Source organism: Desulfococcus multivorans, assembly GCF_001854245.1.
GTDB classification, from domain to species: domain Bacteria; phylum Desulfobacterota; class Desulfobacteria; order Desulfobacterales; family Desulfococcaceae; genus Desulfococcus; species Desulfococcus multivorans.
The window spans coordinates 100625-114868 of sequence record NZ_CP015381.1 but is presented as its reverse complement, the minus strand read 5'-3'; the positions used below and the strand labels follow the sequence as shown (position 1 = coordinate 114868).

Annotated in this window: 12 protein-coding genes; 9 read left to right on the top strand and 3 right to left on the bottom strand. The window is 59.2% G+C overall.

Annotation, left to right across the window (positions count from 1 at the left end; translation table 11 throughout):
• Nucleotides 1-53: 53 nt before the first annotated feature.
• Nucleotides 54-1196 (bottom strand): cyclohex-1-ene-1-carbonyl-CoA dehydrogenase, encoded by a 1143-nt coding sequence (locus dmul_RS00490; protein ID WP_020876271.1) that lies wholly within the window; start codon nt 1194-1196, stop codon nt 54-56.
• Nucleotides 1197-1233: 37 nt separating this feature from the next.
• Nucleotides 1234-2376 (bottom strand): cyclohexane-1-carbonyl-CoA dehydrogenase, encoded by a 1143-nt coding sequence (locus tag dmul_RS00485; RefSeq protein WP_020876270.1) that lies wholly within the window; start codon nt 2374-2376, stop codon nt 1234-1236.
• Between the two features lie 299 nt (nt 2377-2675).
• Here dmul_RS00485 and dmul_RS00480 point away from each other — a divergent pair, with 299 nt between their 5' ends.
• From dmul_RS00480 to dmul_RS00450, 7 genes are all read left to right on the top strand, one after another.
• Nucleotides 2676-4322, top strand: a complete 1647-nt coding sequence (locus dmul_RS00480) for a sigma-54 interaction domain-containing protein (RefSeq protein WP_020876269.1) — start codon at nt 2676-2678, stop codon at nt 4320-4322.
• A 311-nt stretch (nt 4323-4633) separates the two neighbouring features.
• On the top strand, nt 4634-5155 hold the full coding sequence (hoxE, locus tag dmul_RS00475; RefSeq protein ID WP_020876268.1) for a bidirectional hydrogenase complex protein HoxE: 522 nt from the start codon (nt 4634-4636) through the stop codon (nt 5153-5155).
• Nucleotides 5156-5217: 62 nt separating this feature from the next.
• Nucleotides 5218-6888, top strand: a complete 1671-nt coding sequence (locus dmul_RS00470) for a NuoF family protein (protein WP_020876267.1) — start codon at nt 5218-5220, stop codon at nt 6886-6888.
• A gap of 57 nt (nt 6889-6945) precedes the next feature.
• On the top strand, nt 6946-7668 hold the full coding sequence (gene hoxU, locus dmul_RS00465) for a bidirectional hydrogenase complex protein HoxU (RefSeq protein ID WP_020876266.1): 723 nt from the start codon (nt 6946-6948) through the stop codon (nt 7666-7668).
• Between the two features lies 1 nt (nt 7669).
• A complete protein-coding gene (locus dmul_RS00460; protein ID WP_020876265.1) occupies nt 7670-8224 on the top strand; it encodes an NADH-quinone oxidoreductase subunit B family protein in 555 nt (184 codons plus the stop codon).
• A gap of 181 nt (nt 8225-8405) precedes the next feature.
• Nucleotides 8406-9854 (top strand): Ni/Fe hydrogenase subunit alpha, encoded by a 1449-nt coding sequence (locus dmul_RS00455; protein WP_020876264.1) that lies wholly within the window; start codon nt 8406-8408, stop codon nt 9852-9854.
• Entirely contained in the window at nt 9824-10378 is a 555-nt protein-coding gene (locus tag dmul_RS00450) for a hydrogenase maturation protease (protein WP_020876263.1), read from the top strand. Before dmul_RS00455 ends, dmul_RS00450 begins: the two co-directional genes overlap by 31 nt.
• On the opposite strand, the gene dmul_RS00445 is transcribed toward dmul_RS00450, so the two are convergent.
• Nucleotides 10373-11932, bottom strand: a complete 1560-nt coding sequence (locus dmul_RS00445; RefSeq protein ID WP_020876262.1) for a sigma-54-dependent Fis family transcriptional regulator — start codon at nt 11930-11932, stop codon at nt 10373-10375. The genes dmul_RS00450 and dmul_RS00445 overlap by 6 nt on opposite strands.
• Nucleotides 11933-12166: 234 nt before the next feature.
• Between dmul_RS00445 and dmul_RS00440 the strand changes: the two genes are divergently transcribed.
• Both dmul_RS00440 and dmul_RS00435 read left to right on the top strand, forming a co-directional pair.
• A complete protein-coding gene (locus tag dmul_RS00440; RefSeq protein WP_020876260.1) occupies nt 12167-12445 on the top strand; it encodes a hypothetical protein in 279 nt (92 codons plus the stop codon).
• A 120-nt stretch (nt 12446-12565) separates the two neighbouring features.
• Nucleotides 12566-14209 (top strand): fatty acid--CoA ligase, encoded by a 1644-nt coding sequence (locus tag dmul_RS00435; RefSeq protein WP_020876259.1) that lies wholly within the window; start codon nt 12566-12568, stop codon nt 14207-14209.
• Nucleotides 14210-14244: the final 35 nt, after the last annotated feature.

Genomic DNA, 14244 nt, shown 5'->3' with positions numbered 1-14244 from the left:
ATTGGAAAAAGGGTTGATGCCTGGGCCCTTTTTGTCGGCGCCCTCGATTTTTTTTACGGCTGCAACAACGCACGACCCGTGACCAGACGGGTGATCTGGTTGGTTCCGGTGTAGATCTGGGTCAGCTTGGCGTCGCGCATCATCCGCTCCACGCCGTATTCCTTCATGTAGCCCGATCCCCCGAGAATCTGAACGGTGTCGGTGGTCACCTGCATGGCCGTATCACTGGCCATGGTCTTTGCCATGCCGCCCAGGAGCGCTCCTTTCTTGTCCTTGTCATCGAGCAGCTCGGCCGCCTTCCGGGTCAGGAGGCGGGAGGCTTCAACCGCCGTGGCCATATCGGCGATCATGAACTGGATGGGGGCCAGATGAGAAATGGGCTTCCCGAACTGCACCCGCTCTCGGGCATGTTCAATGGCGCGATCCAGCGCACCCTGAGCGATCCCCACGGCCTGGGCCGCGCAGAAGACCCGGTTGATGGAGAGCGCTTTCATGAGATTGGCAAACCCGTCCCCTTCGGCGCCGATAAGGTTTTCGGCGGGAATCTCCATGTTCTCGAAAAAGAGCTGGGAGTTGACGCAGCCCCGCATCCCCATCTTTTTCTCGTTGCGGCCGTAAACCAGGCCGGGGGTGCCTTTTTCCACCACAAAGACGCTCATACCCTTGGCGCCTTTCTCCGGATCCGTATAGGCGTAAAGCGAGATGACGTCGGCCACCGAGCCGTTGGTGATGAAGCATTTCTGCCCGTTGATCACGTACTTGTCACCTTTTCTGACGGCCCGGGTTTTCATGCCGAGGAGATCCGACCCGGCCGACGGTTCAGTGGCGGCAAAAGCCGTCAGCAGCGTAGAGTTTCCGCCGAAGCGGCCCAGAAATTTTTCCTTGAGCTCAGGGCTGCCGCCATGGATGATGGGCAGCATGCCGTCGCTCTGGGCGATCAACAGCAGGGCGGTGGAAGCGCAAACCCGGCCGATTTCCTCCAGGACCAGCACAAAGGTCAGGATGTCCATTTCCGTTCCGCCGTATTCGGCAGGCAGAAGCGGGTTCAGGAGCCCCAGTTCGGCAAACAGGTTCCGGGCATGTTCCGGGAAAGACGAATTCTCATCCAGTTCCATCGCGAGTGGCGCGATTTCCCGGTTCGCCACATCGCGCACCATCTCCAGCATCACTTTCTGTTCTTCCGTTAAATTTTTCATAAGACAAGCTCTCCTTGAATGATGTCGAAACCGGATTTCAGGAATTTTCGTTACGGATCTCTCTGGCGATCACCAGTCGCTGGATCTGATTGGCGCCTTCGAAAATCTGGGTCAACTTGGCGTCCCGGAACATCCGCTCCACAGGATAATCCTGCATGTAGCCGTATCCGCCAAAGACCTGGATCGCATCCGTGGTGATCTTCATGGCCGCATCCGAGGCAAAGACCTTGCTCATGGAAGCCAGCTTGGTATTGCGTTTCCCCTGATCATACAAGGCGGCGGCGCGATAGATGAGACCCCGCGACGCCTCGATCAGGGTCGCGCTGTCGGCGATAATCTGCTGGATCATCTGATGGTCGCACAGGGGTCGGCCAAAGGTCTTCCGCTCCCTGGAGTAGTTCTCCATCTGCTCGAAGGCCCCTTCGGCGATACCCAGGGCCTGGGCCGCGACGGCCGGACGGGACATGTCGAAATCCTTCATGGCGATCCGGAATCCCTTGTTTTCCTCCCCGAGCAGGTTTTCGGCGGGTATGCGCACCGCGTCAAGATGCACTTCGGAGGTCTGGGAACCCTTCTGTCCCATTTTTTTCTCGATCTTGCCGATCTTGAGTCCGGGCGTGTCCCGCTCCACCAGGAAGAAGGAGAGGCCGTCCCGGCCGTTGCCGGAGGTTCGCGCCAGAACTGTATAGACCGAAGCCACCGGTCCGTTGGTGGAAAAGCATTTGGTCCCGGAAAGGACATAAGCGTCGCCGTCCCGGACCGCCGTGGTGCGGATCGAAGCCACGTCCGACCCGGCACCCGGTTCCGACACCAGATAGGCGGCCAGTTCTCGGTTTTTCACCATCCTCGTCATCACGCGATCCAGCAATTCCGGTCTGGCGCCATGGATGATGGGAAAGCTGCCTACGGCCTGGATGATCAGCATCAGGGCCGACGAAGCACAGTGACGCGCGATCTCCTCGACCCCGATGCAGAGCAGGGTCCCGTGATGCTCCTCCGCACCACCGTATTGCGGTGGGAAGACTGCGGTCATAAGACCCAGATCCCACAAAAGATCGATCACTTCCGGATTTAACTGACCTGTCGCATCGATGGATGCGGCCAGGGGAGCGATCCGTTCCCGTGCGGCCTGGCGTATCGTGTCGGCTGCAACTCTCAATTCTTCATTGTCGATAAACATCGGCTCCTCCAAACTGGATAAGTACAGGGTCTGTTGATTTCGGATGCATGAATCGCCGGCAACTCACTGAAAATGCACCATCACCAAAATGTTTTCTGAAACTTTCCTTTTTCACAGGTCGTGCCAATGTTTGAAAAAACGGCTTTTAAATTTCTAATCTTCTGAAACAATTATCTTTAAAGAAGGTATATGCAAAAGAGGGAAGAATATGCTATGTTGTGATTGTGTTGCCGGACGGATACAGTTTCACCCCTCACCGGCATGGCAAAAGATGTATCCACAGGGAGACATGTCGACCGATGACGACAAGTTCAGAAGCCGCCATGCTTCGCAAAGCCGCTTATTGCCGATGCGGTGTCGTTTTTTTAGACAAGACCGGACGTGTGGCGCGTTTGACCACGGATTTTTTCGAAGCCCTCGGTCCGGATATCGAAAAAGGGGCACGGCTTCCGGATGCGCTCCGCGGTTTGACACCTGGCGAGTGGACTTTCTGGAATGATGACTGGTTTGTACAGGCCGAAGGGCGTCAGCGAACCGAGGTGATGGTCTTCCGGCGCGTCCGGACGGCGGATCGAATACTGGGGCCCTACGGTGACTGTCCGATGAACGAGGAAATGGTCCGGATGGTTCTTGACAACCCCTACGAGGGGCTCACGGTCGTCGACACCAAGGGAAATATCACCCTGCTCAGCCCGGCCAATGAACAATGGTTCGGGCTCGAATCCGGCGGCGGCGCGGGTCTGTCGCTTTCAACGCTTGCGCCCGGCAGCCGCCTGGCGGAGGTGGCCCGCACCGGCATCGCCGACAGCGCACAGGTCGTCGACCTGCACGGCAAGACTAAAATCACGGTCAACCTGCCCGTCAGACGGAACAATCGGGTCATCGGCGCTTTCGGGAGAATCCTGTTCCAGAGTCCTGAACAATTGGAAAAACTGGCGGATCGCGTCCGGGCGATGGAACGGAAGGTCGAACGCTACGAAACGCTCCTGGACGAACTGCGCGGACATCGCCGTTCCTTCGAAAACATCCTCACCCTGAATTCGGAAATGCGGCGCGTTATCGAGCAGGCCCGACGCATAGCGGATTCTTCGGCCACGGTGCTCCTGCTGGGCGAAAGCGGTACGGGAAAGGAGTTGTTCGCCCAGGCTCTCCATGAAGCCTCCCATCGGAAGAAAGGGCCTTTCGTCGCGATCAACTGCGGCGCGATTCCCCACGACCTGATCGAATCGGAATTATTCGGCTACGAAGAAGGCGCCTTCAGCGGCGCCCGGAAAAAAGGCAAACCCGGAAAGTTCGAACTGGCCTGCGATGGAACGCTTTTCCTGGATGAAGTCGGAGAATTGCCCATCGAAAGCCAGGCCAAGCTGCTTCGGGTTCTGGAAGAGCGCAGAATCGACCGCCTGGGGGGCACGATCCCGATCGATGTGGACTTCCGGCTGGTGGTCGCCACAAACCGGGATCTTGCCGCTTTTGTCGATGCCGGCAAATTCCGCAGCGATCTCTTCTACCGCATCAACGAGTTCCCGATCGAGATCCCGCCGCTGAGGTCGCGTCCGGAAGACATTCCCCTTTTGGCAAAACACTTCCTTTCCGAAGTGTGCCGCCGGGAGCGACTTCTCATGCAACAACTCTCCGAGGAAGCGACCGGGGCGCTCATGTCGCATGCCTGGCCTGGAAATGTCCGGGAATTACGAAGCCTGATGCGCCAGATGGCCTGGAAAGCTCAGGGACTGGTCGTCGAACTCCGTCATTTGCCGTCCACGTTCCACAAAGGCGCAAAAACCCCTCTGTCCGGCACCCTGGATGACCATTTGGCCGAGGCCGAACGCAGCGCCATCGAAGCGGCCCTGCAGGCAGCGAACGAAAATCGCGCGCTGGCGGCCCGAACCCTCGGCATACACCGCACCGCGCTTTACAAAAAAATGAAACGGTTGGGGATCAGCTGAAGGGTATCCCGCCAAATCCGGACATCATTCATCACGGATGCTTTTCAGGGTTTATCCCGACATATATACAGGAGAATACCCCAGGCAAATGATGGGAAACCCCTATATACAAGCCAATGTGTCGCATTTTATAAATTCGATACTCAACTTTCGACCTTCATAGGCCGTATCCTCCCGGCACCTCTATCTGGTCACCATCATGAAAGTCGAAAGTTGAGTCCGATATCCAACCTTCGGCTTTCATCCCATAATACGCTGATTCTTCGCACCACGATGCAACACGATCGCATGATTACAGAGAGGAAATCATCATGGCGCAAGTCGCTCCGAAGCCGGCGGACGAACAAAAGTCACACCCCATGGGAGATCCGCGGTACAAAGCCGTCGACCGCGTCATCAAACGGCAGCAGTTCAAGCAGGATGCCCTTATCGAGGTGCTGACGGCCGCCCAGGAAGCCTTCGGCTACCTTCCCGAGGACGTCCTCATGTATGTCGCCCGGATGCTGAGGCTCCCGTCCAGCTGGGTTTACGGGGTGGCCACCTTCTATCACTTCTTTTCCCTCAAGCCCCAGGGGGAACATTCCTGCATCGTCTGCCTGGGCACCGCCTGCTATGTGGGAAAATCCTTCGAGATTGTCGAAGCCCTGGAAAGCGGTTTTGACGTCAAGGCCGGGCACACCACCGCCGATGGGAAGCTGACCTTGAACACGGCCCGGTGCCTGGGATGCTGCGGTCTGGCGCCGGTGGTGGTTCTGGACGACGTCGTGCTGGGAAAGGCAACATCGGCCTCGACCCTGGATAAGGTACGCCGGCGCGTAAGCGGCGCCGACTGATCCAATCCACCGCTCCCGATGCATCCCTGAAACCGCTAACCGTCAAAGGGAAGAACGATACGATGAACCGAATCGAACTCAAGGCCATGGCCCAGGTCGAACAGGAACGACAGGCGAAGTTCCGGTGCCGCATTCTCTGCTGCATGAGCACGCCGTGCATTTCTTCCGGCGCGTCGAAAATACTGGCGGCGTTTGCCGATGCGATCACGGCGGAAGGGCTTGCGGCTGAGGTGGAAGCCGCGACGAGCGGATGCATGGGACCCTGCAGCCGCGGTCCGATGGTAACGATCAAAAACAGGGGTGAAGCCGACGTCATATACGAGCGGGTGACACCGGAGATGGTGGCGCCCATTCTGAACCGGCACGTCAGGGGCCAGACCGTCCCGTCCCTCGACGCACGCATCCTCTCTCATGATATTCCCTTTTTCGCCAAGCAGGAGAAGGTGGTGCTTGCCGGCAGCGGCGACATCGACCCGGAACGGCTGGAGAGCTGCGTCGCTGCGGGCGGATATGAAGCCCTGGGGCAGGTCCTTCGGGAGATGACGCCTTCGGACGTGTGTGTGGAGATCTTGAGAAGCGGCCTTCGGGGTCGCGGCGGCGCAGGCTACCCGACCGGGTTCAAGTGGCAGCGGGTGCAGAAAGCGACCGGCGACCGAAAGTATGTCGTCGCCAACGGCGACGAAGGCGACCCCGGCGCTTACATGGACCGGACCCTGATGGAATCCGACCCCCATCGGGTGCTGGAGGGGATGGCCGTCGCCGGCTACGCCGTCGGCGCGGACCGGGGGTATATCTACGTCCGAAGGGAATATCCGCTGGCCGCCAAACGACTCGAAAAGGCCATCACGCAAGCCGAGCGGGCGGGACTTCTGGGCAACCGGGCCCTGGACAGCCCCTTCAATTTCCGCATCGATATCCGCATGGGCGCGGGCGCCTTTGTCTGCGGCGAAGAGACCGCCCTGATGCAGTCCATCATGGGGCGCCGGGGTCAACCCGTTCCCCGTCCCCCCTACCCGGCGCAACAGGGTCTCTGGGGCGCCCCGACCCTGATCAACAACGTCGAAACCTTCGGGAACGTCGCCATGATCATCAATCGGGGGGCTGAATGGTATGCCGGCCTGGGCACGGAAAAGAGCAAGGGCACCAAGATCTTCGCGCTGGCGGGTAAAACCGTCAACACGGGCCTCATCGAAGTGCCCATGGGCATCACCCTGCGGGAGATCGTATATGACATCGGCGGCGGGATACAGGACGGCCGCGCCTTCAAGGCCGCACAGACCGGCGGGCCCAGCGGCGGCTGCATTCCTGCGGACAACCTCGACACCCCCATGGATTATGAAGCCCTGGCGGCCCTGGGCTCAATCATGGGATCAGGGGGGCTTATCGTCATGGACGACACCAGCTGCATGCCCGACGTGGCCAGGTTTTTCATGGCGTTCTGCATGGATGAAAGCTGCGGCAAATGCGGCCCCTGTCGAGGGGGAACCGTGCAGATGCATCGCATCCTGACTCGCATCACCGAAGGTGCCGCCACCATGAAGGACCTTGAAAACCTCGAGGAGCTCTGCGGGATGGTGAAGGATACCAGTCTCTGCGGTCTGGGGCAGACAGCACCCAATCCGATTTTGAGCACTTTGCGTTTTTTCAGGGACGAATACGAGGTTCACATCCGGGATCATCACTGCCCGGCCGGGGTATGTCGCTTTGACAACGCTGTTTCCCGGGCGATATAAGCCCGTCCGGGAGGTTTCCCATGCCCGGCCTTCAACGTCAACGCGGAGGTTTTGATCATGACGGTCGTCACCCTCACCATCAACGACAGGCTCATCAGTGCCAAGAAGGGCAGCACCATCCTCGAAGCCGCCGAGGACGCGGACATCTTCATCCCCACCCTCTGCCGTCTCAAAGGCCTCAGCCCCAGAGGGGGATGCCGGTTGTGCCTCGTCGAGGTCGAGGGGAGCCCCCGATTGACGGCCTCCTGCATCACCCAGGCCCAGGAAGGCATGGTGGTGCGAACCGAAACAGAGACCCTTGGGCGGTATCGCAGGATGATCATCGAACTCCTCCTTACGGAACGCAATCACGTTTGCGCCGTGTGCGTCATGAACGGCCGCTGCGAGCTTCAGCGGATGGCCGCGAGGCTCGGGGTGGATCACGTCCGTTATGAATACCGCTACCCCGACCTTGCCGTGGACGCCAGTCACGAGCGCCATGTCCGGGATCCCAATCGTTGCATTCTCTGTGCGCGGTGCGTCCGGGTCTGCGACGAGGTCGAGGGTGCCCATACCCTCGATATGATGGGCCGGGGAATTCATACGAACGTCATCACCGGCATGAACATTCCCTGGGGAAAGACCCGGAGTTGCACCTCTTGCGGCAAATGCGTACAGGTGTGTCCCACCGGCGCCATCTTCAGCAAGGGGACCGGTGTTGCCGAAATGGAGAAACGGCAGGACTTTCTGGCCTGGATCCTGAGCGGCCGCGACGACAACATATGGAATTGGGGGGAATGATATGGACCTGAACCGAACCGCCCGGATACGGCTGGCCACCGCCTGGCTGGGCGGATGCTCCGGCTGCCACATGAGCTTTCTCGATCTGGACGAGCGGTTGATCGAGGTCTTCGAAGCGGTCGATCTCGTCTACAGCCCCCTCATGGACATCAAGACCTTTCCCCTGAACGTGGATGTCACCCTGGTCGAAGGCGCCGTCGTCAACACGGACCACCTGCGGGACGCACGCAGGATCCGTGAAAACAGCCGGATGGTCGCGAGTTTCGGCGACTGCGCCGTGACGGGCAATGTGCCTGCCATGCGCAACCGACTGGATGCGCGCCGCCTCGTTGCCGAAGTCTATGCCGAAGGGCCGGGAGAAGCGCCCCCGGGCGGGCATTCTTCCGAAACGCTGCCGCGCCTGCTGCCCCGGGTGCTCCCACTCCACCAGGTGATCTCCGTGGATGCCTTCCTGCCCGGTTGCCCCCCGGGCAGGGAACGCATCTGGACGGCCCTGGACGCCCTGCTCAAAGGCAAGCCCATCGTCCTCCCGGAAGAGATGCGCACCTTTGGCTGAGGCCCGGCCGGTAAAGGGGACCCGCGGCGATCCGCCGAATCAGCGGCCCGGACTGTTTGAGCGCAAGCGCTTTTCCGGGCCGACCGGAGCAGGCTTCAGCGGCGATTGAACGAAACCGCGCGGGGCGCGGGCGTATCCTCCCGGCACCGGCCTGTGACAGTCGAAACCTGAGGGGGTATATATGACACAACAATTGACCATAGAACCGGTGACCCGGATCGAAGGCCATGCCAGGATCACCATCCACCTGGACGATGCCGGACAAGTGGCCGATGCCCGATTCCATGTAACGGAATTCCGCGGCTTCGAAAAATTCTGCGTGGGCCGCACCTATTCGGAGATGCCGGGCATCACCATGCGCATTTGCGGTATCTGTCCCGTGAGCCACATGCTGGCCTCGGCCAAGGCCGGCGACGCCATTCTGGGCGTCCGGATCCCCCCCGCCGCGGAAATCCTTCGGCGGCTCATCAACCACGCCCAGTATGTCCAAAGCCATGCCCTCAGCTTCTTTTTTCTGAGCGGTCCCGACCTGATCCTGGGCATGGAGAGCGACCCGGCCCGGCGCAACATGGTGGGGCTCATGGCGAAACACCCCGACCTGGTTCGAAAAGGCATCCGTCTCCGCCGGTTCGGCCAGGAAATCATCCGGATGCTCGGCGGCCAGAGCGTCCACCCGCCCTGGGCCGTTCCCGGCGGCGTGCGCAAAGGTCTGACGCCCGAGGATGTCGACGCCGTCGGCAGGAGTCTGCCCGAGGCCTTCGACACCGTCGATGCGGCCATCGATCTGCTCCTGGACCGATACGACGCCTTTCAGCAGGAAGCGGATTGCTACGGCAATTTTCCCAGTCTCTTCCTCGGCCTGACGACCCCGGAAGGGGGCCTGGAGCATTACGACGGCGTACTTCGGGTCATGGATGCCGACGGCAGACATCTCGAATCGGGACTGGCGGACCATCGATGGCAGGAGATCATCGCCGAGGCGGTCCAACCCTGGAGCTATCTCAAGTTTCCTTACTACCGACCCCTCGGGTACGGCGACGGCACAGGCGATGTACCGGGTCTATACCGGGTAGGCCCCATGGCGCGACTCAATCTCTGCGATTTCGCGGGTACGCCCCGGGCCGACCGGGAGCTCCGGCGGTTCAGGCGTCTGGGCGACGGAGACAAGCCGGTCTGGGGCAGTTTTCACGCCCACTATGCCCGCCTCATCGAGATTCTCTTCTCCCTCGAGCGGATCGCCGGCATCATCGAGGATCCCCTGGTCCATGACGCTCAACTCCGCAGCCGGGCGGGCGTGAACCAGCTGACTGGAATCGGCGTCATGGAAGCACCGCGGGGCACCCTCTTTCACCAGTACCGCGTCAACGAGGACGGCATACTCCAGGCGGTTCGTCTCCTGGTGGCCACCGGCAACAACAATCTGGCCATGAACAGGACCATCGCCCAGATCGCCCGGGCCTACATCAGGGGATCGACCGTGACCGAAGGGGTGTTGAACCGGATTGAACACGGCATCCGTCTTTACGATCCCTGTCTCAGCTGTTCGACCCACGCCGTCGGCCAAATGCCCATGCAGGTTCAGATTCTGGATGCCCGGGGATGCCTGGTCGACGAAAAGATCCGGGGCTGACGCCGATGATGCTGATTATCGCCTGGGGCAACCCCCTGCGCCGGGACGACGGCGCGGGGCTGCGGCTGGGGGAGATGCTCGAGCGCCTCTGGCGGGAACGCGACGGAGACGTCCTGCATATCGCCGTGCACCAGTTGACGCCCGAGCTTGCAGAAGACGTCGCCCGGGATGACGTCTCCGGCATTGTCTTCACGGATGCCCGGGTCATCTCCGCGGAAGGCGGCAATGCGCAGCCTGGGATTCGGGTGCACCCCCTCTCCGCGAAATCCCGCGCCCTCGTTTTCGGACACGGCCTCGATCCGGCGACGATCATGGCCTGTGTCCGCCTTCTTTACCACAAGGCGCCGCCGGTATGGCTCGCGACGGTTCCAGGCGTCGATTTCAATCACGGCGAGGGCCTGAGCGAAACGGCCGAGAAGGCCCTGTCGTCAATTCCGGAAAGGCTTCGTGATCTGGGGAAAAAAACCGTTGCCGGAGCACCGGTCATGCGGAATTCACGGGGCAGTGGCGGTCTTGTTTCATGATCCCCGATATATCTTCGCCTTTCGCCCGAAAGGGATCCCGAGTTTTGCCATCCGCTTCCTGAGGGTGGAGGGGTGGACGCCGAGCAGCCGGGCGGCCCCATGGTCTCCCTCCACACGGCCCCCGCACCTGTCGAGAACCCGTCGGATGTGACGGGACACCATCTCGTCAAGCGTCATCGATTTGTCTGTTTCTGCAGACTGGGGAAGGCGGCTCTCCGGCGACTTCCCCATGAGCCGTGCCCCGATCTCATTGAAAAAAAGGCGATCGCCCGTGTTCAGGATCAGGGAGCGTTCCACGACGTTTTCCAATTCCCGAACGTTGCCCGGCCAATGGTATGCCATCAGGCGGTCGATGGCGTCCGGCGTGGGGGACGGCACTACCAGACGCTTCATTTCGCGCGATTTCTTCAGGATAAAATGCTGTACCAGAGCGGGAATATCGATTTTTCGTTCCCTCAGGGGCGGAATGACAATGGGAAAAACCCTGAGTCTGAAATAGAGATCGTGCCGAAATTTCCTGAGGGCCATCATCTCCTCCAGGTCCCGATGCGTCGCCGCGATGATCCGGATGTCCACCTTGATCGGGTAGCTTCCGCCGACCCGATCGATCTCTTTTTCCTGAAGCACCCGAAGCAGTCGGACCTGGGCCTCAGCGGACAATTCTCCGATTTCATCGAGAAACAGGGTGCCGCCGTGGGCTCGCTCGATGCGCCCGCGCTGCTGGACCACCGCGCCGGTGAAGGCGCCTTTTTCATATCCAAAGAGTTCGCTGTCCATGAGCGTTTCGGGAATGGCACCGCAATTCACCTTGATGAAAGGACCATCCTTTCGTGGAGACGACTTGTGGATGGCGCCCGCGATGACCTCTTTGCCCGTCCCGGTCTCCCCGAGAAGCAGTACGGGGCTGTCCAGCGGCGCCACCTGACGGACCATCTCCATAACCCCCTTCAATCCGAAATCGGTTCCGACAACCTCCTCTCCCGACATCCGACGCAATTCATCCTGCAGATAGCGGTTATCGTCGGCCAGGAGATCCCGGAGCGTCATGAGTTCCCGGTATCTCATGCTGTTGGTAAGGGCGACGGCACAAGGTTCGTTCAGGAGACTCAGGAGTCGGACATGGTCTGAATTGAATTTTTCCCTGCCGTTATTGAACACCGATAAGACCCCCAGCAGCTTTTTTTCAAGAACGAGATCCATAACCACCCCCGACAGATCGAGGGCACCCAGTCTTCCCGCCACCGGACTCGTCACCGGATCATCCCCCAGCCGATCGATGACCCGGACCCTGATGGAGCGTTGAATCTCCACCTGCTTTCGGGCTTTTGACGACAGAGGGCTCTTGATGGACATGGCCTCACCGGCATCGATCGTGGCATGGGCCACTGTTTCGACAATACCCAGATCGCGATGGTAAACGTGAAAACTCATCTGCTGTGCCGGCATGAAATCTCGAATGTACATCAGGCTTTGCCACAGGGCTTTTTCGATCTCCAGGCTGCTGCAGATTCTCAGGGTGGCTTCACGGAAAAACTCTTTTTCATCCGTCGTCATTTAGCCTCCAGGCAATACGATCAAACAGAAGGATATGGGATGATGACCCCAAAGAACTGTACAATGTTCCAGTTTATATGCCAACTGGAAAATAAAACAGTTTTTCTGTCCTATTTTCCAGCCAAAAACGTTCTCTATAGTTTACCCTTTGTTTTTATGAGGCAATACAAATATGGTATGCTTTATGCTTATCAAGTGCATTGATCCCGCAACCGTCAATCAAGGGGCAAACCAATGGAATGGCTGGAAATCATTAAAGTGCGGATGGGCGGCACCGGGGACCAGGGTATCGACGCCCGATATCTGAAGGAAATGAAGCGGTCCTTGACGGCGCCGTCGCTGGTCGGCGCGAGAGTGTACGCGAATCTTTCCGTGTCCAACGACCTGATGATCATACTGACGTGGATGCGGGCGATCCCCATCCCCTGGGGAAGCGACCTGGCTCGCGGTCTCACCCAGGAGCTTAAACGTTTCGGGCTCGTGGATTATGCCGCCTGGGCCCGTATGGAATGACGCCGTTCAAAACACCGGCGTCAGGTCACCGAAGCAATAATACCGGCACCGTGAACTGATGATGATGATAAGGATCCGCAACATTCATAACGATCACAATGACAACAATGGGGGACAAGTATGACGGAGAGAAATTATCAACCCGGGGAATTTTACGACTATCCGCTGATCATCAAAAAACTGTTGAATACCCCCCTGATCTATGCACCGGATCAGGAAATCGTCTATCGCGACAAAATGCGATACACTTACAGGGACCTGAACGAACGCATCCATCGCCTGGCCAACGCCCTCGAAAAAAAAGGCATCCAACCCGGCGACACGGTGGCGGTGTTCGACTATGACAGCAATCGTTTCCTGGAGGCCTTCTTCGCCGTTCCCATGATGGGTGCGGTGCTGCAAATGGTCAACTGGCGGCTTTCCGCCGATCAGATCATCTACACCATCAACCACGCCGAAGCCAAACTGATCGTCATCAACACCGACTTCCTGCCGATCCTGGAAACCATCCGTGAAAAGCTGGACAACGTCGAGGCCGTGGTGGTGATCGCCGAACACGGCACGATTCCGGAGACCCGTGTCGCCATCGACGCCGTCTACGAGGAGATGCTGGCCGATGCCTTGCCGGAATATGCTTTTCCCGATCTGGACGAAAATACCAAAGCCACCACCTTCTATACCACCGGCACCACCGGGGACCCCAAGGGTGTCCATTTCACCCACCGGCAGCTGATGCTGCACACCCTTTCCGCCGCTGTCGCCCTGGGCGCTTACGAAACCATCGGACGGTTCCGGTCCGACGACGTCTACATGCCCATCACGCCCATGTTCCACGTCCACGCCTGGGGCCTCCCCTACGTCGCCACCCTCCTGGGGGTCAAACAGGTCTATCCTGGAAAATACGAGCCGGAGATGCTCTTGAAACTGATCGCCAACGAAAAGGTCACCTTCTCCCACTGCGTGCCCACCGTTCTTCAGATGATCGCCACGAGCCCGTCGGCAAAGGCGTGTGATCTCTCCCGGTGGAAGGTGATCATCGGCGGATCAAAGCTGTCCCGGGGGCAGGCCAAGGCCGCAAAAAGTTTGGGCATCACGGTCTACACCGGATACGGCATGTCGGAAACCTGTCCCCTCATCAGCCTCTCCGTCCCCCCGAAACAGATGAAGGACTGGGACGAGGACCGGATGCTGGACATCGTCGTCAAGACCGGTCTGCCGCTCCCGTTGGTGGAGTTCGAGGTGCTGGACGACGATGGAAAACCGCTTCCCCATGACGGCATGTCGGCGGGCGAAGTGGTATTCAGGACCCCCTGGCTGACCCGAAGCTATTTCAAGGCGCTGGAGAAAACCAAAGCCCTCTGGCAAAACGGATGGCTCCACAGCGGTGACGTCGGCCATATCGACGAGAACGGTTATCTCCAGATCACCGATCGGGTCAAGGACGTAATCAAGAGCGGCGGCGAGTGGGTCTCTTCGTTGGACCTGGAAAATATACTGAGTCAACACGATGCCGTACTGGAATCGGCTGCTATCGGCATTCCCGACGAAAAATGGGGTGAACGCCCCATGATGATCGTGGTGCTGAAGCCCGATTTCGTCGACAAGGTGACCCCCGATGACCTGAAGCAGCACATGAAGCAGGCGGCTCAGGACGGAAAACTTCCCAAATACGGCGTCCCCGACCGATATGAATTCGTGGATGAGATCGCCAAGACGAGCGTGGGCAAGCTGGATAAAAAGGTGATGCGGCGACTCTATCGCTGAACCCTATCGACCATTATTGAACAAAACGGAGAGAA